Annotated in this window: 17 protein-coding genes; 9 read left to right on the top strand and 8 right to left on the bottom strand. The window is 65.2% G+C overall.

Annotated elements, in window-relative coordinates; all coding sequences use genetic code 11:
- Positions 1–8 precede the first annotated feature (8 nt).
- The 5 genes from AUL30_RS15665 (at position 9) to AUL30_RS15645 (ending at position 4,322) form a co-directional block, all read left to right on the top strand.
- Positions 9–1,241, top strand: coding sequence for an aspartate aminotransferase family protein (locus tag AUL30_RS15665; RefSeq protein ID WP_244490861.1), 1,233 nt, complete (start codon positions 9–11; stop codon positions 1,239–1,241).
- Positions 1,242–1,349: 108 nt separating this feature from the next.
- A complete protein-coding gene (locus AUL30_RS15660) occupies positions 1,350–2,192 on the top strand; it encodes a transporter substrate-binding domain-containing protein (RefSeq protein WP_062228825.1) in 843 nt (280 codons plus the stop codon).
- Positions 2,193–2,212: 20 nt separating this feature from the next.
- Entirely contained in the window at positions 2,213–2,872 is a 660-nt protein-coding gene (locus AUL30_RS15655; RefSeq protein ID WP_062228824.1) for an amino acid ABC transporter permease, read from the top strand.
- A gap of 14 nt (positions 2,873–2,886) precedes the next feature.
- Positions 2,887–3,543: an amino acid ABC transporter permease gene (locus AUL30_RS15650; protein WP_062228919.1), complete on the top strand. Its 657-nt coding sequence runs from the start codon at positions 2,887–2,889 to the stop codon at positions 3,541–3,543.
- Positions 3,540–4,322: an amino acid ABC transporter ATP-binding protein gene (locus AUL30_RS15645; protein ID WP_062228823.1), complete on the top strand. Its 783-nt coding sequence runs from the start codon at positions 3,540–3,542 to the stop codon at positions 4,320–4,322. The genes AUL30_RS15650 and AUL30_RS15645 overlap by 4 nt, the downstream gene beginning before the upstream one ends.
- A gap of 1,114 nt (positions 4,323–5,436) precedes the next feature.
- Here AUL30_RS15645 and AUL30_RS15640 read toward each other — a convergent pair.
- On the bottom strand, positions 5,437–6,885 hold the full coding sequence (locus tag AUL30_RS15640) for an APC family permease (RefSeq protein ID WP_062228822.1): 1,449 nt from the start codon (positions 6,883–6,885) through the stop codon (positions 5,437–5,439).
- A gap of 206 nt (positions 6,886–7,091) precedes the next feature.
- On the opposite strand from AUL30_RS15640, the gene AUL30_RS15635 reads away from it, so the two are divergent.
- The 4 genes from AUL30_RS15635 to AUL30_RS15620 all read left to right on the top strand — a co-directional run bounded on the left by AUL30_RS15635 (position 7,092) and on the right by AUL30_RS15620 (position 10,482).
- Positions 7,092–8,135, top strand: a complete 1,044-nt coding sequence (locus tag AUL30_RS15635) for a zinc-dependent alcohol dehydrogenase family protein (protein WP_062228821.1) — start codon at positions 7,092–7,094, stop codon at positions 8,133–8,135.
- Between the two features lie 78 nt (positions 8,136–8,213).
- Positions 8,214–8,435 carry a DUF3072 domain-containing protein gene (locus tag AUL30_RS15630; RefSeq protein WP_062228820.1) on the top strand — a complete coding sequence of 74 codons (222 nt, stop codon included), beginning with the start codon at positions 8,214–8,216 and terminating at the stop codon, positions 8,433–8,435.
- A gap of 295 nt (positions 8,436–8,730) precedes the next feature.
- On the top strand, positions 8,731–9,165 hold the full coding sequence (rnk, locus tag AUL30_RS15625; protein WP_062228819.1) for a nucleoside diphosphate kinase regulator: 435 nt from the start codon (positions 8,731–8,733) through the stop codon (positions 9,163–9,165).
- 108 nt (positions 9,166–9,273) lie between these two features.
- Positions 9,274–10,482 (top strand): GAF domain-containing sensor histidine kinase, encoded by a 1,209-nt coding sequence (locus AUL30_RS15620; protein WP_062228818.1) that lies wholly within the window; start codon positions 9,274–9,276, stop codon positions 10,480–10,482.
- A 169-nt stretch (positions 10,483–10,651) separates the two neighbouring features.
- On the opposite strand, the gene ilvC is transcribed toward AUL30_RS15620, so the two are convergent.
- The 7 genes from ilvC to AUL30_RS15585 all read right to left on the bottom strand — a co-directional run bounded on the left by ilvC (position 10,652) and on the right by AUL30_RS15585 (position 17,412).
- Positions 10,652–11,671 carry a ketol-acid reductoisomerase gene (ilvC, locus tag AUL30_RS15615; protein ID WP_062228817.1) on the bottom strand — a complete coding sequence of 340 codons (1,020 nt, stop codon included), beginning with the start codon at positions 11,669–11,671 and terminating at the stop codon, positions 10,652–10,654.
- Between the two features lie 33 nt (positions 11,672–11,704).
- On the bottom strand, positions 11,705–12,337 hold the full coding sequence (locus AUL30_RS15610; protein ID WP_244490860.1) for a TetR/AcrR family transcriptional regulator C-terminal domain-containing protein: 633 nt from the start codon (positions 12,335–12,337) through the stop codon (positions 11,705–11,707).
- 116 nt (positions 12,338–12,453) lie between these two features.
- Positions 12,454–13,203, bottom strand: a complete 750-nt coding sequence (locus AUL30_RS15605; RefSeq protein ID WP_157070224.1) for a pyridoxine 5'-phosphate synthase — start codon at positions 13,201–13,203, stop codon at positions 12,454–12,456.
- Between the two features lie 19 nt (positions 13,204–13,222).
- The gene (locus AUL30_RS15600; protein WP_062228815.1) at positions 13,223–14,350 is read right to left on the bottom strand and encodes an ATP-dependent DNA helicase; all 1,128 of its coding nucleotides are present in this window, start codon (positions 14,348–14,350) and stop codon (positions 13,223–13,225) included.
- Between the two features lie 45 nt (positions 14,351–14,395).
- A complete protein-coding gene (locus AUL30_RS15595) occupies positions 14,396–14,989 on the bottom strand; it encodes a LysE family translocator (RefSeq protein ID WP_062228814.1) in 594 nt (197 codons plus the stop codon).
- 24 nt (positions 14,990–15,013) lie between these two features.
- Entirely contained in the window at positions 15,014–15,598 is a 585-nt protein-coding gene (ilvN, locus tag AUL30_RS15590) for an acetolactate synthase small subunit (protein ID WP_062228813.1), read from the bottom strand.
- Between the two features lie 56 nt (positions 15,599–15,654).
- Positions 15,655–17,412, bottom strand: coding sequence for an acetolactate synthase 3 large subunit (locus AUL30_RS15585; RefSeq protein ID WP_062228917.1), 1,758 nt, complete (start codon positions 17,410–17,412; stop codon positions 15,655–15,657).
- Positions 17,413–17,487 lie beyond the last annotated feature (75 nt).

Below are 17,487 nucleotides of genomic sequence, written 5' to 3'. Positions count from 1 at the left end.
ATTTCCGAATGAACATTGCCCCAACGCCTCTCGTCTTCGATCGCGGGGAAGGCGCGTATCTTTACGATATCGATGGCAACAGGCTTATCGACTATTACCTCGGCATGGGGCCGATGATCCTGGGGCATAGCCCGGACGCGGTGACGCATGCGGTTGCCCGTCAGATGCAGTTGGGCATCCTCTTCGGCGGACAGTCCATGATTGAGGCGCAGGCGGCACGGCTCGTATGTGAACGTGTGCCCTGCGCGGAGCGCCTGCGCTTCGCATCCTCCGGGACAGAGGCGGACCAGGCGGCGTTGCGGCTGGCCCGCGCCGCGACGGGCCGGCGTACGATCATCAAGTTCGAGGGCCATTACCACGGCTGGCTCGACAATGTCCTGTGGTCCACCGCACCGGCCCTCGATGCGGCCGGCCCCGCCGATGCGCCGCATGCGGTGGCGGGCAGCCGCGGCCAGTTGCCGGAGGGCGCGACCGCACTGGAAATTCTGCCCTGGAACGACCTTGAGCGCCTTGTCGCCCGCCTCTCCGCCGGCGATGTGGCCGGCGTCATCATGGAAGCGGCCATGTGCAATGCGGGTGCAGTGCATCCGGCGCCGGGATACCTCGAAGGCGTCCGCGACGCTTGTACCCGCTTCGGCACGATCCTGATCTTCGACGAGGTCATCACCGGCTTCCGCCTCGCCCCGGGCGGCGCGCAGGAGCGCTTCGGCGTGATGCCGGACCTTGCCACCTTCGGCAAGGCCATTGCCAACGGCTTTCCGGTGGCGGCGGTGGCCGGCCGTGCCGATCTTCTGGATCTCTTCTCGACCGGCGGCGTCGTTCATGGCGGGACCTACAATGCCCAACCGCTCGCCATGGCAGCCACCGTCGCCAGCCTGACGGCGCTGACGCCGGATGTCTATGCCGGCATGGAGCGGGACGGCGAGCGCCTGATGTCGGGGATCGATGACAGGCTACGCTCGGCCGGGGTGAAGGCCGTCGTCACGGGCTTCCCGCAGATCTTCCATGTGGCCTTCGGCATCGACGAACCGGCGGTGAACTATCGCGGCCTCGCCAGGATGGACCGGGTGGCTTACCGTCACTTCACCGCTGCGCTCCTGGAACGCGGCGTGCGTGCGCTCGAGCGCGGCGCCTGGTTCATGTCGAGCTGCCACGATGCGACCGTGATCGATACGACTCTCGATGCCGTCGAGGACGCACTGACCAGCCTCAAGGCGCAGGGCATTCTGCCAAGCGCCTGAACGCCTTTTTCCGCCAGGCGGAACACGGCTCCCTTGCTTTGCCCTGCAGCGCGATGGAGCCTCATGACCGCGATGCAAGATCATCCTGCCTTCCAGAGGGGAATTCGCATGCATGAGCGCGCACTGACCACAGCCATTGGAATCGCCTCCCTGGCCCTGTCCCTGGGCATGACCGGGACGGCCTCGGCCGACAAGCTTCAGGATGTCCTGTCGCGCGGCACGCTCATCGTCGGCACCGGGAGCACCAACCCGCCCTGGCACTTTCGGGACGAGAATGGCGAACTCGTCGGCTTCGATATCGAGATGGCCAAGATCATTGCCGAAGGCCTGTTCGGCGATGCGACAAAGATCGAATTCGTCAACCAGGCTTCCGATGCCCGCATCCCCAACATCGTCACCGACAAGGTGGATATTTCCTGCCAGTTCGTCACCATCACGGCGGCGCGCGCACAGCAGGTTGCCTTCACCATCCCCTATTACCGGGAAGGCGTCAGCCTGATGATGGTGGCCGGCGGACGCTACGCGGATTACGAGGCCCTGAAGGCCGCGGGATCGGACGTCACGGTTTCGGTGCTGCAGAACGTTTTCGCCGAGGATATGGTGCATGCCGCTCTGCCGGAAGCGACCGTCGATCAGTTCGAAAGCGTGGATCTGATGTATCAGGCGCTGAACTCGGGACGCGCCGATGCTGCCGCCACCGACTCCTCTTCCCTGCGCTATTACATGACGCAGAACGAAGGCCGTTACGTGGATTCCGGCTATAGCTGGAACCCCCAATCCTATGGCTGCATCGTCAAGCAGGGAGAGGCGAACTGGCTCAACTTCGTCAATGTCGCCTTACGTGAATCCATGACGGGCACGACCTTCCCCGTCTACAAGGCGGCCTTCGAGAAGTGGTTCGGTGAGACCCCGTCCGAGCCGGCGATCGGCTTCCCCGCGGAACTCCGGTGATCTGACCCGGCGGCGGTCCCTTGGATTACACGCTGCAGTTCGGCTTCATCTGGGCGCGCTTCGATGACCTCCTGTCCGGGCTCTGGGTGGGCCTGGCCATGTCGGTGGCCGCCCTTGCCATCGGAACGGCGCTCGGCCTCCTGTCGGCCTTCGCCAGCCTCTCGCGCATACGCCTGTTGCGCTGGATCAGCGGGACCTACGTCCTGTTGATCCGCAACACGCCGCTTCTGGTCCTGGTGCTGCTCGTCTATTTCGCGCTGCCCCAGGCCGGCATACGCCTCGGCAAGTTCGAAAGCTTCATCGGCTCGCTGGCCGCCTATGCCGGCGCCTATCTGACGGAAGTCTTCCGAGGCGGCCTCCTGTCGGTGCCCAAGGGCGTGGTGGAAGCCGGCCGCGCCATCGGCCTGACGCGGCTGCAGACGAACATCTACGTCGTGGCGCCTGTCATGCTGCGCAATGCGCTGCCCTCGCTCGGCAACACCTTCATCGGCATCTTCAAGGACAGTTCCATCGCCGCGGCCATCGCCATCCCCGAACTGACCTTCGAGGCTCGCAAGCTGAACGTCGATACGTTCAGGGTCATCGAAACCTGGTCGGCGGCGAGCGGACTGTACATCCTGGCATGCCTGGTGATCGCCACGGCGCTCCGGCTGCTCGAACGGAGGTTTCCGAAGTTTTGACCGGCTGGCTCACCATGGACATCTTCCTGCGGGAATTGTGGCTTGCGCGCTGGCCGCTCCTCGAAGGATTCCGGATGACCCTCTGGATTTCCTTCGCGTCCATCGTCCTCGGCACGGCGATCGGCAGCCTCGTCGGCATCGCCCTCGTCTACGCACCGCGCATCCTCCGGCTGCCCTTCTGGATCTATGTGGACATCGTCCGGGGCACGCCGCTTCTGGTGCTGATCCTCTCTGCCTTCTACATCCCGACCGTCCTTGGAGTGGCGCTCAGCACGACGCAGGCCGGCATCCTGGCCCTCGGCCTGTTCGCCGGAGGGCATATTGGCGAGCTGACACGCGGCGCGCTCCAGGCCATTCCACCCGGCCAGGCCGAGGCTGGGCGCAGCATCGGGCTGACCTTTCCCAAGCTGATGGCCTATGTCATCCTGCCCCAGGCCGTCCGCCTTGCGCTCCCACCCTGGATCAACACCGCCGTCGAGCTCATCAAGGGGTCGAGCCTGTTGTCGATCATCGGCGTTGGCGAACTTCTCCTGAAAACGCAGGAGGTGATCGGACGCAACTTCCTGACGATCGAGTTCTACCTGTTCGCGGGCGCGGTCTATCTGATCGTCAACATCGCCCTGGACCGGCTCGGCAAGCATATGGAAAAACGTGTGGGAGCCGGCCGATGAGCCAAACCGCCACAGATCAGCCTCTCCTGCGCATACGGGGACTGACCAAAAACTTCGGCACGGTCGATGTCCTAAAAGGGATCGATCTCGACATCCGGTCGGGCGAGGTCGTCTCCATCATCGGATCGAGCGGTTCGGGCAAGACGACCCTGTTGCGCTGCGTCAACCTGTTGGAGGAATTCCAGGGCGGCGAGATCGTCCTGGACGGCGAAAGCATCGGCTATGCGTCACGCAACGGCAGCCGGCGCCGCCTCGGGGACCGCGACCTGTCGCGGCAACGCTCCATGACGGGGATGGTGTTCCAGAGCTTCAATCTGTTTCCCCACCTGTCGGCCATCGGCAACGTCATGCTTGGCCTTTTGAAGGTACGCAAGCTCCCGCGCGACCAGGCCCGGCAGATCGCCCAATCCTGGCTGGACCGCGTCGGTCTCGGCGGCCGGCTCGATCACTATCCGAGCCAGCTGTCCGGCGGGCAGCAGCAGCGCGTGGCCATTGCCCGCGCGCTGGCCATGGATCCCAAGCTCCTGCTTCTGGACGAGGTCACCTCCGCGCTCGATCCCGAGCTCGTCGGCGAGGTTCTGAACACGGTCAAGAGCATCGCGCAGGACGGCACGACGCTGCTAATCGTGACGCACGAAATGCGCTTTGCGCGCGACGTGTCCGACCGGATCGTCTTCATGGAGCGCGGGCTCGTGGCGGAGGATGGCCCTCCGTCCCTGATCTTCGACGGCCGGCGCAGCCAGCGCCTTAACGACTTCCTCGGCACCGCCCGCGCCTGAGGGCGCTGCCTGTGCCGTATCGCTCCCGCCGTGTGCTGTGATCCACGCTGCCAGCAGGCCTGCTGGCCGCTCCGAAAAAGATGGGTTGATCCAACTTTGGTTCGGGCCTACCTTGTTGGAGAGGGACCGGGTGCTGCAAACACCCGGTCCCTTTTCGACTACTGCGCTAAGAAGATGACCCGGAGTTTGGCCCGCCAGCCACTCCGGGTTTTCCTTACGGTAATCGTGATCGTCAACGGTATCACCATTGCGGTCACTCCTATCCGAGGGCAAGCCTGTTGCCACAGCTGCGGTGGCTCATCCTCCGCAGTTAGCGCCGGGCTGGCTCGACGCTTGCTGCTTCGCCCTCGAAGCTCATCTATAGGATTGCCTGGTTAACGGGTTCTTTGAATTGCCGCAGCGTCCGGTCCGTATGGGCAACCGTACGCAGGCTCACGCAAAGAGCTATGGACATGTTTGCCCGGGCCATTGGAATAGTGGCGCTCCAGGTCGGGCCGCTTCATTCTGGACCCTCTAAATACATGTGGTCGCTTCCACCTCTGTCCGTTTCCCACCGGATGGATAGCCCATCCGCTTTTGCTTGCTGCAAGAACGGTGTCAGGCACTCGTCTCGAAGGCCTGCGCCTTGGTCTCAGTCATGTTGATCTCCTCGCGAACGGTGTCTATCTTGCAGTGAGAAGTGGACGCCAGGTGCTAGCACCCGACCCCGTTTCGCTAGCTGATCTAGAATACCCGGGGCCCGCCAGCCGCCCCGACACGAGATGGGTTGATCCGACATAGGTTCGGGCCTACCTTATAGGAGTGGTCCCAGGTGCGCTAACACCTGGGACCCTTTCGATCAGAGGCTAAGAAGTAATACCCGGAGTTCGGCGCGCCAGCCGCTCCGGGTTTTCTTTACCCTAATCGTGATCGTCACTGGCAAAAGCCACATGAGTCTCACTCCTTTCGAGGGCAAGCCTGTTGCCACAGCTGCGGCGGCTCATCCTCCGCAGTTAGCGCCGGGCTGGCTCGACGCTTGCTGCTTCGCCCTCCAAACTCATCTATAGGACCTCCTGGTTAACGGGTTCTTGGGGTCGCCCTGGCGTCCGGTCCATATGGGCAACCGCGCGCAGGCTCACGCAGAGGGCAGAGCCGGCGCCGGCTCGACCGCGAGCACAGCGCGGTTGAACCTGAGGATCCAGACGAAATAGAACCCGCCCAGCGCCAGCAGCCCGGCGACGATCAGGACGGGAACGAAGGCTGCCGGCGGCGTGACCAGCACGAAGAGCGCGATGGCGAGCCACAGGAGCGCCGCCACGGCAACAGGCAGTTCCGCGCGGCCGAGGTCGAAGGCGCCGGCCTGGCGGTCCAGCTTGTGGCGCACGGCAAGGTACAGGATGACGGTCACCCCGTAGCTGAGCACTGGCAGGATGGTGGATGCCGTGATGAGCTGGAGCAAGGCCTCCCCCGGCAGCGACAGCATCAGGAGAATGCCGCCGACAAGGATCAGAACCGTTGCGGGGATGGGCGTGTGCGTGCGCGGATGCACGCGCGCCATGATGCGCGAGGCCGGAAAGCGCCCGTCCCGCGCCATGGCGAAGACGAGCCGCGCCGCCGTTGCCATGACCACCATTCCGCAGGCGAAGAAGGCGAATGTCACCGCCAGCATCAGGCATGCTTCCATGGTCGGGCCGAGCCGGTCCCGCAGGATGTCCGCCACCGGTGATGCGCTTGCCGAGATGGTGCCGATGTCGGGTATGGCGACGGTCAGCGCAATCAGGAACACCATGCCGAGAAGGCCTGCCGCAATGACCGATCCGACGATGGCGCGCGGCACGGTGCGGAACGGATCGCGCGCTTCCTCTGCCAGGTTGGCCGAGGCGTCGAACCCGACCAGTGTCGACAGCCCCATCAGCATGGCCAGCATCAATCCGCCGCCGACGCTGAAATAGGTCATGTCCGACGCCGCGACGCCCCGTGACACGAGATGATCGAAGCCTCCCGCCCCGGACAGGAACACAGCGGCCGACAGAAGCAGCACGAGAAGGAGAACGATGACGACCTCGATCCCCACCGCCGCCGCATTGATCATCGCCACGAGCCGCGTCGAGAAGATGGTCAGCCCCGCCTGCACCACGAGGATGGCGAGCGTCAGCATCCGGCCCATACTCTCGTCCGCCGACATCTTTAGAAGGGGCATCAAGGCCTGCGTGGCGAGCGCGTTATCCACCGCGACGACGGCAATGCCGAGATACAGGAAGCTGAGAAGCCCGAACCACCAGCCGATGGCCGGACTGGCCAGCCGTGACGCCCATTGGTAGGACGATCCAGTCAACGGAATCCTTGCCGCGAACTGCGCGATGACCAGCGCCACGAGGGTCTGGCCGACGGCGACGATCGCCCAGAGCCAGATGCCGACCGGCCCGGCGGTGCGCAGGACGTCGTCATAGGTGCCGAAAATGCCGACCGCGACAGAGATGAAGGCGAAGGATACCGCGAAGACCTGGAACTGGCCCAGGCTGCGCTTCAGTTGGGGCTCGTAGCCGCCCCCTTCGCCTGCGGGCCTGCGCGCCTGTCCATTCATACGACACCTCGATCCGATGCCGTACCGACCCTGTCGTCGACGGTCCTGACAGGCGTAACCTGTCTTTGGAATGCCGACAAGCGGTTGCGACGCCCCGGACAATGGGACGCACCCCACCAGGGTGCCGGTACGTTCGCAACGCGCCTCTTGCGCCCTTTCAGGCAGCAGGATAGGCCGGCAGGCAAAGGCCTTTGCGGGGAGACGATATGAAAGCCGTCCTGTATACCGAGTTCAATCGGCGGCCCGAGCTCGTCACCCTGCCCGATCCGACCCCCGCGCCGCATGGCGTCGTCATCAAGGTCGAAGCCACCGGCGTCTGCCGCAGCGACTGGCATGGCTGGGTCGGACACGATGGGGATATACGGCTGCCGCATGTGCCCGGGCATGAGCTTGCGGGCGTGATTGCGGCAGTCGGCCGCGACGTCACACGATGGAAGGGCGGAGAGCGCGTCACCGTGCCCTTCGTCGGCGGCTGCGGATCCTGCCCGGAATGCCACGCCGGCCACCAGCAGGTGTGCCACAACCAGTTCCAGCCCGGCTTCACCCATTGGGGGTCCTTTGCCCAATATGTCGCCATCGACCAGGCCGACCTGAACCTCGTGGCCCTGCCCGAGACGGTTGACTATGCCACGGCGGCAAGTCTTGGATGCCGCTTCGTCACCTCCTTCCGGGCGGTGGTGGATCAGGGCAGGGTCGCGGGTGGTCAGTGGGTGGCCGTACACGGCTGCGGTGGCGTCGGCCTGTCGGCCATCATGATCGCCGATGCCCTTGGCGCCAATGTCGTGGCGGTGGACATCGCCGAGGACAAGCTGGCGCTGGCGCGTCAGCTTGGCGCAGCGGTCACGATCGATGCCAGCGTAACGCCGGATGTTCCTGCGGCGGTCCGCGATGCGACGGGCGGAGGAGTCCATGTTTCGCTGGACGCGCTCGGCCATCCGCAGACATGCCTGAACTCGATCCTGAACCTGCGCCGCCGCGGCCGGCACGTACAGGTCGGCCTGATGCTGGGGGATCATAGCCGACCCCCTGTCCCCATGGATCGCATCATCGCCCACGAGCTGGAAATCCTCGGCAGCCATGGCATGCAGGCTCATCGTTACGATGTGATGATGCCGATGATCCTGTCCGGCAAGCTGAAGCCTGAGCGCCTGGTCGGACGGCGCATCGATCTGGCGGAATCGATCGATGCGCTCATGGCCATGGACCGGTTCCAGGGAACGGGCACGACCGTAGTCACACGCTTCGACTGACGCACTTTCCGCCCCGCCCGGAACCCGAACGTGGCCGGAACGTTTCGGGAACAGTCAACATCTGGATGGAACCGGGCCATGAGTGAAAAGGGACAGGAAGCAGGCGCTTCCAACACGGAAAAAGACCCAGATACCTGGACGACGGGCGACGAGCCGATGACCGGCGCGCAATCGTCCTACCTGTCGACCCTGTGTCAGGAAACCGGACACAGCTTCGACGAGAGCCTGACCAAGGCCGACGCGTCCAAGCTGATCGATGAATTGCAGGCCGAAAGCGGCCGGTTGAAGAAGAACGGCTAGAACCTCCGTCTCTTTCCCTTGGACATCGCCTGCCGACCGGAGGCTCCCGCAACGGGAGCCTCTTGACCTTGGCACCGCCAACCACCATCCTTGGTGGATGAGCCACCGCCTTGATCACCGCAAAGCGCTAACGCCCCGGGTCACCCCGGCCGCGCCGCACTAACCCGCAAGGCAGGCTGCCGCGCTTCGCTTTGCGGGAGTGCCTCGTCTCTACAACATGACTGGCGCATCCCCGCCCGAACCTTGAAGGTCCGGGCGGCTTTCCCGCGCCGTATTGCCTGCAAGGAGCCAGAACATGGCCGATACGACATTGAAGAGCCGCAAGCCGCGCATCGCGGTCCTGGAGAAGGACTTCGAAAGCCTGACGCTCCTGGCCAACCAGATGCTCGACCGGATGCCCGACGTCGCGGAAGACCTCCTGGCGGAGCTTGACCGCGCGCGCATCGTGGATCAGCGCAACCTGAAGTCCGACACGGTCGCCATGGGCCGGCAGGTGACCTTTCGCCGCGACGCCGAGCCGGAGCGGACGATCCAGCTCGTCTACCCGGCGGAGGCCGACATCAATGCCGGGCGCATCTCGATCCTGACGCCGGTCGGGACGGCGCTTCTGGGGCTGAAGGAAGGCCAGTCGATCACCTGGAATGCGCGCGACGGCCGCCAGCACATCTTCACCGTTCTGGCTGTATCGACCCCTGCACCCCAGGCCGTCGAACCGGACGCGGTCGCCTGACGCGAGCAGCATCCTATTTTAGACGCGGCAGGCTCGTAAGGCCCGCAGCTTGACCGGTTTTGTATCCGTTCCCGAATGGGCCGGAGCAGTGTATGCGAGGCGGAACGGATGGCTGACACGATCGACGTCTCCCCGGAATGGGTTGGGGATATTCCGGCGCTGCCCGCCATCCTGGACGCCGCCTGCGAAGCCACTGGAATGGGCTTTGCGGCCATTGCCCGCGTGACGCCGGACCGCTGGGTCGCCTGCGCGGTGCGGGACGATAGCGGCTTCGGACTGGCGGCCGGCGGCGAACTGCCCATCCGCACCACCCTGTGCGACGAGATCCGCAACCACCGCCAGCCGGTCGTCATCCCGGATGTCGCCTGCGATCCGGTCTATGCGGACCATCACGTGCCGCAGATCTACAAGCTGCGCAGCTACATTTCCGTGCCGATCGTTCTGGAGAATGGGCAGTTCTTCGGCACGCTCTGTGCCATCGATGCCGACCCGCGCCCCGTGGGCGACAAGCGGACATTGCGGCTCTTCACGCTTCTGGCCGAACTGATCGGGCTGAACATCGACGCGCGCCTGCGGCTGGCGGCCACCACCGAGCATCTGGAGGCGGAACGCAGGGTCGCCACGCTGCGCGATCAGTTCATCGGTATTCTCGGTCACGATCTGCGCAACCCGCTGGCGTCGATCAATTCCGGCGTACGCCTTCTGTCCCGTGGGCAGCTCGACGCGCGCGGGCGCGAGGTGCTGGTGCTGATTCAGGGCAGCATCCAGCGGATGACCGGCCTCATCGACAATGTGGTGGACTATGCCCGCACCGCCCTTGGCGACGGCATCGGGCCGCTGCAGACCGAGCCGGTGGATGCCGCATCGCTCATCATGCAGATCGTTGCCGAACTGCAGGCCACCCATCCCGGCCGCTCCATCACCATCGGGATCGAGGCCGCCGGCCAGATCATGGCGGACAGGATCCGGCTCGGCCAGGTCTTCTCCAATCTCCTCGACAATGCGCTTCTGCACGGCGAAGCCGGCGGGCCGGTGGAGGCTTTCCTGCGCACCGTGCCGAACGAGCCTGCCACGGATGGCCACGGCACAAGCCTCGTTCTGGAGGTGCGCAACCGTGCGCCGCGGCTGGACGATGCCCTCGTGGAGCGGCTGTTCAAACCCTTTGCGCGCGCGCAGAGCGAGGGACGCAAGGGTCTCGGCCTTGGCCTGTCCATCGCCTCCGAGATCGCCCAGGCCCATGGCGGGACCTTGTCGCTCCATCAGGGCGATGATGGCTGGATCACCTTCCGGCTGGTCCTGCCGGGCCAGCCGGCCTGACACGAAGACTTCGCCCATTCTTCACATTTGTTAATTTCCGGGCCGCGTCCATGGCTTAAGGAGGGGTCGCCGCCGGCCGGTGGCAGGCGGCAAAAGGGCCGCGCCCGACGCCATGGGAGGCTCCGGGCGCGGCCCTCATTCGTTCAGGCGCTGGTTTTGAGCGCCGATCCTAGTTGCGGGTCTTGTCGACCAGCGCGTTGGACTTGATCCAGGGCATCATGCCGCGCAGCTTGGCGCCGACTTCCTCGATCTGATGGCTGTCGTTCACCCGCCGGATGCCCTTGAAGCGGGCGCCGCCCGAACGGTATTCCTGCATCCACTCCGAGGTGAAGCGGCCGCTCTGGATGTCCTTCAGGACGCGCTTCATCTCGGCCTTGGTCTCTTCGGTGATGATCCGCGGGCCGGTCACATACTCGCCCCACTCCGCCGTGTTGGAGATGGAGTAGTTCATGTTGGCGATGCCGCCCTCGTAGATCAGATCGACGATGAGCTTCACCTCGTGGAGGCACTCGAAATAGGCCATTTCCGGCGCGTAGCCGGCTTCCACCAGGGTTTCGAAGCCAGCGCGGATCAGCTCGACCAGACCGCCGCACAGGACGACCTGCTCACCGAACAGGTCGGTCTCGCACTCTTCTTTGAAGTTGGTCTCGATGATGCCCGAGCGGCCGCCGCCGACGCCGCAGGCATAGGACAAGGCCAGGTCGAGCGCATTGCCGGACGCGTTCTGATGCACCGCCACCAGGCAGGGCACGCCGCCGCCGCGCTGATACTCGCCGCGCACCGTATGACCCGGGCCCTTCGGCGCGATCATCACGACATCGACCGAGGCCTTCGGCTCGATCAGGCCGAAATGCACGTTGAGGCCGTGGGCGAAGGCAATGGCCGCGCCATCGCGGATATGCGGGGCAATCTCGTTGCGGTAGATGTCCGCCTGCAGCTCGTCCGGCGTCGCCATCATGAGAAGGTCGGCCCAGGCAGCCGCCTCGGCGACGGTCATGACCTTGAAGCCGTCGGCCTCCGCCTTCTTGGCGGTTGGGGAATCCGGCCGCAGCGCAACGGCCAGTTCCTTGGCGCCGCTGTCCTTCAGGTTCAGCGCATGGGCACGGCCCTGGCTGCCGTAGCCGACAATGGCCACCTTGCGGGACTTGATCAGGTTCACGTCGGCATCGCGATCGTAATAAACGCGCATGGTCTTTCCTCCAGTTCAGGTTGTGTCCGGGCCCTAAGGCCGGATCTTGGGAGTTCCGTAGAGTGTCAGGAAGTGCCGGACGGCAAGCTCCGCGTCCCGGGCGAGCGAAGCTTCGTCCGGCGCAAGCGTTTCGCCCAGCAGCAGGCGGATCTGCCGGTCGCGCACGACCAGTCCGAAAAAGGCAGCGAAGGCTTCGTCGACGCGTTCGAAGGCCAGGAGGCCCTGCGCCCTGCCCTCCTCCAGAAGCCGGGTGACGCGCCGGCGCACGGTGGCCGGCCCGTTCTCCAGCATGATGGCGTCGAGCCCGTGCTTGCGTGTGCCCGCCTGCCCGACGGCCAGGCGGTTCAACGCCACGGAGGTCTCCCCGTGGATGACCTCGAGCCAGTCATGGGCGACGAGTTCGAGCCGCTGCACCAGCGAGGCGGCGTCCGTCCGCTCGTCCCCGATGGGCAGCCCGCCCACCTTGGAAGCCTGCCGCTGCACCATAGCCGCAAGCAGGCCGTCACGGCCGCCGAACCATTTGTAGAGCGTTTCCTTGGAACAGGACGCTTCCCGCGCGACCTCCGTCATGGTGGGGGCCCGTCCGGCCGAAACGAGCAGCGCCAAAGCCGCGTCGAGCAGCTCGGCCTGTCGGTCCGTCCATTCCGGGTCTGTCGCTTCCACCACGATGTGCCGCGTCCTTGCCGATGCGAGGTCCAACGCCGTAACGTCGGTTACGGCTCGGCAATTACATGAGTTGGTGGAAGGCTGCAAGCCCGATCGGATCGGGCCCTGATGCGGCGTCAGGCCTCCGAGCCACTCAATGCGCCAAGGAACCTGCGCACCGCGCCCGCCATGCCGTGTTCCAGCGCATCCGCCGTCAAAGCGTGGCCGATCGACACCTCGGCCAGGAACGGCAATTCGGCGATGAGCGGCGGCAGGTTCGGCACGGTCAGGTCGTGGCCGGCATTAACGCCGAGCCCCAATGCCTGCGCGCGGCGCCCGGCAAGGCTGAGGCGAGAAAGTTCGGCATCCCGCGCATCGGGGTCGGAATGCGTGGCGCCATAGGGGCCGGTATAGAGCTCGATGCGATCGGCGCCGAGTTGCGGAACGATCTCGTATCCGGCCGGATCGGGATCGGCAAAAAGCGAAACGCGCATTCCTTCCGCCTTCAGCCGGCCGACCACGGGGGCCAGAAGCTCGGCCGCCGTCTCAAAAGCCCAGCCATGGTCGGATGTCGGTTGCGCCGGATCGTCCGGAACCAGGGTCACCTGGTCGGGCCGGATCCGGCAGACGAGGTCGAGGAAGGCTTCCGACGGATAGCCTTCGATATTGTACTCGGCCTTCGGGAAGGACCGGGAGATCAGCGTGCTGAGCTGCGGCACGTCGGTCAGGCGGATATGCCGCTGGTCGGGCCGCGGATGGACGGTGATGCCGCTCGCCCCCGCCTCCAGCGCGATGCGCGCCAGCGACTCAAGGTCCGGCCAGGGAAGGTCGCGCCGGTTGCGCAACATGGCAATCGCATTGACGTTGACCGACAGCGTGGTCATGATGCTTCGTCTCCCTGGATGTTCAGCGCACCACGGTCAGCCGCTCGGCGGCGCGGGTGATAGCGGTATAGAGCCAGCGCTCCCGCGTGTCACGAAAAGCGAAGCTTTCGTCGAACAGCATGACGTCGTTCCATTGCGAGCCCTGCGCCTTGTGCACGGTGAGCGCATAGCCATAATCGAAATCGTCGTAGCGCTTCTTCGTCTGCCACGGGATCTCGGTGTCCGGCTCCTCGAAGACGGCTTTGAGCAGTTTGATCTTGGCGACGCCCCGGTCCATATCGTCGTCCTCCGGCTTGACCAGCAGGCTGACGCCCGGCTTCACCGTCTCGCGGGATGATGTCATGACCTGCCAGAGCGAGCCGTTCAGGAGCCCCTTGGCCGGGTCGTTGCGCAGGCAGACGAGCTTGTCGCCGGAAATCGGCGTCGGCCCTTCGAACCCCTTCAGCTCCCGCAGCCGGGCATTGTACAGGCGCCGCGTCCGATTGGTGCCCACCAGGACCTGGTCCGCCGCAAGCACGGCGTCCCGGTCGACATCCCGGCGGGAGATGACCCGGGCGGCCCCATACTCGCCGAGGGCGATCTCCTTGCCCTCCCGCACCTGCAGGGCCAGGTCGATGATGGGATTGTCGCGCGCCTGGCGGTGGATTTCCGTCAGAAGGTAGTCCGGCTCGGCCTCGGTGAAATAACCCCCGCCCGACACGGGCGGAAGCTGCCCTGGATCGCCCAGCACCAGGACGGGCGTACCGAAGCTTAAAAGATCGCGCCCCAGCGCCTCGTCCACCATGGAACATTCGTCCACGATGATCAGCTTGGCCTTGGCGACGGGGCTCTGACGGTTGAGCGTGAAGGCCGGCGACACACGCGCCGTGCCCGTCCCTTCATCCTCGACGGTTTCCTCGCCGCGCGGGCGGTAGATGAGCGAATGGATGGTGCGGGCGTTGCGCGCACCCTTGGATCGCAGAACCTGCGCCGCCTTGCCGGTGAAGGCGGCGAACTGGACCTGACCGTCCATGCCCTCGGCAAAGTAGCGCGCCAGGGTCGTCTTGCCGGTGCCGGCATAGCCGAACAGCCGGAAGACCGGCTTGTCCTGCGATTTGAGCCACTGGGCGACGCGGCCGAGCGCCTCATCCTGCTGCGGAGAAAGCTTCATGAATGATCGCCTCGCAGAAAACCGCTGTCACCGCAAGCGAACCGTTCAGCCGAGCATCGGCCATAGCGTCGCCACGAGAAGCAGCCCCATGGCGATGTTGAAGCCGCGCAACCGCGACGGCACCGAGAGGAAGCCGCGCAGGGCAATGCCGAAGGCGGCCCAGACGGAAATGCTCGGCATGCTGACGAGCGTGAAGACGATCGTCACCAGGGCGATGGACGCCCAAGGCTGCGCCAGGTCGACATAGGCGGCCATGCCGACGAGCCCCATGGCCCAGGCCTTGGGATTGACCCACTGAAAGGCGGCCGCCTGCCAGAAGCCGAGCGGCTCGGCGGCCGCACCGCCGCCGCCGATTCCGCGGGCGGTGGCGATCTTCCAGGCAAGATAGATGAGATAGGCCGCACTGGCGAATTTCATGGCCAGAGCCAGCCCCGGATAGGCTTCGATGACAGTGCCGAGCCCTGCCCCGACGGCCAGGAGCAGGACGGCGAATCCAGCGGCGATTCCCAGCATGTGCGGAATGCTGCGCCGGAAGCCGAAATTGACCCCCGACGCCATGAGCATCAGATTGTTCGGCCCAGGCGTGATCGACGACACGAAGGAAAAGACGACCAACCCAGCCATGAGTTCCGCAGACATGTCGCCTTTGTCCCTTAAGGCCGCTCAGGCGGCCGGTATCATCGGATCGGCGCCGCGGCTCATGGCGGCCACGCCCGTGCGGCACACCTCGGTCAGGCCGAGCGGCGCCATGAGGGTGATGAACTTCTCGATCTTGGTGCTGCGACCGGTGATCTCGAAGACGAAATGGCCGGTGCTCGAATCGACCACCTTGGCCCGGAACACATCGGCCAGACGCAGCGCCTCCACACGGTCCTCGTCCTGGCCCGATACCTTCACCAGCGCCAGTTCCCGTTCGATCGGCCCGTCCTCTCCCTGCCCCGCCGCGGCGTGGGTCAGGTCCACCACCCGGTGCACGGGCACGATCCGGTCGAGCTGGCTCTTGATCTGCTCGACCACATGCGGTGCGCCCCGCGTCACGATGGTGATGCGCGAAAGGTGCCGTTGATGCTCGGCCTCCGACACGGTCAGGCTCTCGATATTATAGCCGCGCCCCGAAAAGAGGCCGATCACCCGGGCAAGGACCCCGGGCTCGTTGTCCACGATGATGGACAGGGTATGCGACTCGGCCTTCTCCTTTTCCTCGGTGATGAAATAGGCGGAGGCCGGCGGCTGTAGGGGGGTGTTCATACGATGTTCGACTCGGATCCAGCAGGAATGGGCAGGGTTGCGGCAGGCGCCGGTCGTCAGACCAGCGCCTTGCCCTTCGCGTCGATGGCGTTGGCGACGGCTTCGTCGGTCGCCTCGTCCGGCAGCAGCATTTCGTTATGTGCGCGGCCCGACGGGATCATGGGGAAGCAGTTCGCCAGATTGGCGACACAGCAGTCGAAGATGACCGGGCGCCGGACATCGATCATTTCCTGGATCGCGCCGTCCAGATCGCCCGCCTTCTCGACCCGCAGGCCGACCCCGCCGAAGGCCTCCGCCAGCTTGACGAAATCGGGCAGCGCCTCGGAGTAGGAATGGGACAGCCGGTTGCCGTGCAGGAGCTGCTGCCACTGCCGGACCATGCCCATATACTGGTTGTTCAGGATGAAGATCTTGATCGGCGCGTCATACTGAACGGCGGCCGACATCTCCTGCATCGTCATCTGGACCGAAGCATCGCCCGCAATGTCGATGACGAGGGCGTCCGGATGGGCGATCTGGACGCCGAGCGCGGCGGGCAGGCCATAGCCCATCGTGCCGAGGCCACCCGACGTCATCCAGCGGTTCGGCTCCTCGAACCCGTAGAACTGCGCCGCCCACATCTGGTGCTGGCCGACCTCGGTCGTGATGTAGGTGTCACGGTCGCGCGTCATCTCGTACAGCCGCTTGACCGCATGCTGCGGCATGATGATGTCGCCATCCTGCTTGAAGGCCAGGCAGTTGCGCGCCTTCCAGCGGGCGATCTTGCCTTTCCATTCGGCCAGTGCGGCGGCGTTCACCTCCAGCTTGAGATCGTCCCAGGCTTCCAGCATGGCCGCGAGGACATGGCCGACATCACCGACGATCGGCAGGTCGACGCGCACGTTCTTATTGATGGAGGACGGGTCGATATCGACATGGATGCGCCGCGAATGCGGGGAGAAGGCGTCCAGCCGCCCGGTGATCCGGTCGTCGAAGCGCGCCCCCAGGCAGATCATGACGTCGCATTCATGCATGGCGAGATTGGCTTCATATGTACCATGCATGCCCAGCATGCCCAGCCAGTTCTCGCCCGATGCCGGATAGGCGCCGAGCCCCATCAGCGTGGAGGTGATGGGGATGCCCGTGCGGGCCACGAATGCGCGCAGCAGGCGGCTCGCCTCCGGCCCCGAATTGATGACGCCGCCACCCGTGTAGAAGACGGGCCGCCGCGCAGAGGCGATCAGTTCCACCGCGGCGCGGATACGCTGGCGGTCGGCATCGACCTTGGGCCGGTAGCGTTCCGCCGCGCGGCTCGCCTGCGGCGGGATGTAGGTCCCGGTGGCGAACTGGACGTCCTTGGGAATATCCACGACGACGGGCCCCGGCCGCCCGGACGTGGCGACATGGAACGCCTCGTGCAGGACCTCCGCCAGTTCCTCGACGCTGCGGACCAGCCAGTTGTGTTTGGTGCAGGGGCGCGTGATGCCGACCGTGTCGCATTCCTGGAAGGCGTCCGAACCGATCAGGCTGGTCGGGACCTGCCCGCTGATGCAGACGAGCGGGATTGAATCCATCAAGGCGTCCTGAAGCGGCGTGACGGCGTTGGTCGCCCCGGGCCCGGAGGTGACCAGCATCACACCGACCTTGCCGGTCGACCGGGCATAGCCTTCGGCCGCGTGGCCGGCGCCCTGCTCGTGCCGGACCAGGATATGCTGGACGTCTTCCTGCTGGAACAGCGCGTCATAGATGGGCAGGACGGCACCGCCGGGATAGCCGAAGAGATGTTCGACGCCATGGTCCTTCATGGCCTGCACCACCATTTCGGCGCCGGTCATCCTGCGGATCTCGGGGTTGGTCGTCATGTCGTCCATGGTCTTGTTTCCTGCTCCGGCGTCCTGCATGGCCTCATG

It is taken from the genome of Aureimonas frigidaquae, from assembly GCF_001463905.1.
In the GTDB taxonomy this organism is placed as follows: Bacteria; Pseudomonadota; Alphaproteobacteria; order Rhizobiales; family Rhizobiaceae; genus Aureimonas; species Aureimonas frigidaquae.
This window is presented reverse-complemented; position numbering and strand designations above follow the sequence as displayed.

Excerpts from the sequence above, each read along its gene's own strand:
- AUL30_RS15600 (WP_062228815.1), bottom strand. The coding sequence starts at position 14,350 with ATGAAGCTTTCTCCGCAGCAGGATGAGGCGCTCGGCCGCGTCGCCCAG.
- AUL30_RS15635 (WP_062228821.1), top strand. The coding sequence starts at position 7,092 with ATGAAAGCCGTCCTGTATACCGAGTTCAATCGGCGGCCCGAGCTCGTC.
- AUL30_RS15665 (WP_244490861.1), top strand. The coding sequence starts at position 9 with ATGAACATTGCCCCAACGCCTCTCGTCTTCGATCGCGGGGAAGGCGCG.
- AUL30_RS15660 (WP_062228825.1), top strand. The coding sequence starts at position 1,350 with ATGCATGAGCGCGCACTGACCACAGCCATTGGAATCGCCTCCCTGGCC.
- AUL30_RS15585 (WP_062228917.1), bottom strand. The coding sequence starts at position 17,412 with ATGACCGGCGCCGAAATGGTGGTGCAGGCCATGAAGGACCATGGCGTC.
- AUL30_RS15630 (WP_062228820.1), top strand. The coding sequence starts at position 8,214 with ATGAGTGAAAAGGGACAGGAAGCAGGCGCTTCCAACACGGAAAAAGAC.
- rnk (WP_062228819.1), top strand. The coding sequence starts at position 8,731 with ATGGCCGATACGACATTGAAGAGCCGCAAGCCGCGCATCGCGGTCCTG.
- ilvC (WP_062228817.1), bottom strand. The coding sequence starts at position 11,671 with ATGCGCGTTTATTACGATCGCGATGCCGACGTGAACCTGATCAAGTCC.
- AUL30_RS15595 (WP_062228814.1), bottom strand. The coding sequence starts at position 14,989 with ATGTCTGCGGAACTCATGGCTGGGTTGGTCGTCTTTTCCTTCGTGTCG.
- AUL30_RS15640 (WP_062228822.1), bottom strand. The coding sequence starts at position 6,885 with ATGAATGGACAGGCGCGCAGGCCCGCAGGCGAAGGGGGCGGCTACGAG.
- ilvN (WP_062228813.1), bottom strand. The coding sequence starts at position 15,598 with ATGAACACCCCCCTACAGCCGCCGGCCTCCGCCTATTTCATCACCGAG.
- AUL30_RS15645 (WP_062228823.1), top strand. The coding sequence starts at position 3,540 with ATGAGCCAAACCGCCACAGATCAGCCTCTCCTGCGCATACGGGGACTG.
- AUL30_RS15650 (WP_062228919.1), top strand. The coding sequence starts at position 2,887 with ATGGACATCTTCCTGCGGGAATTGTGGCTTGCGCGCTGGCCGCTCCTC.
- AUL30_RS15620 (WP_062228818.1), top strand. The coding sequence starts at position 9,274 with ATGGCTGACACGATCGACGTCTCCCCGGAATGGGTTGGGGATATTCCG.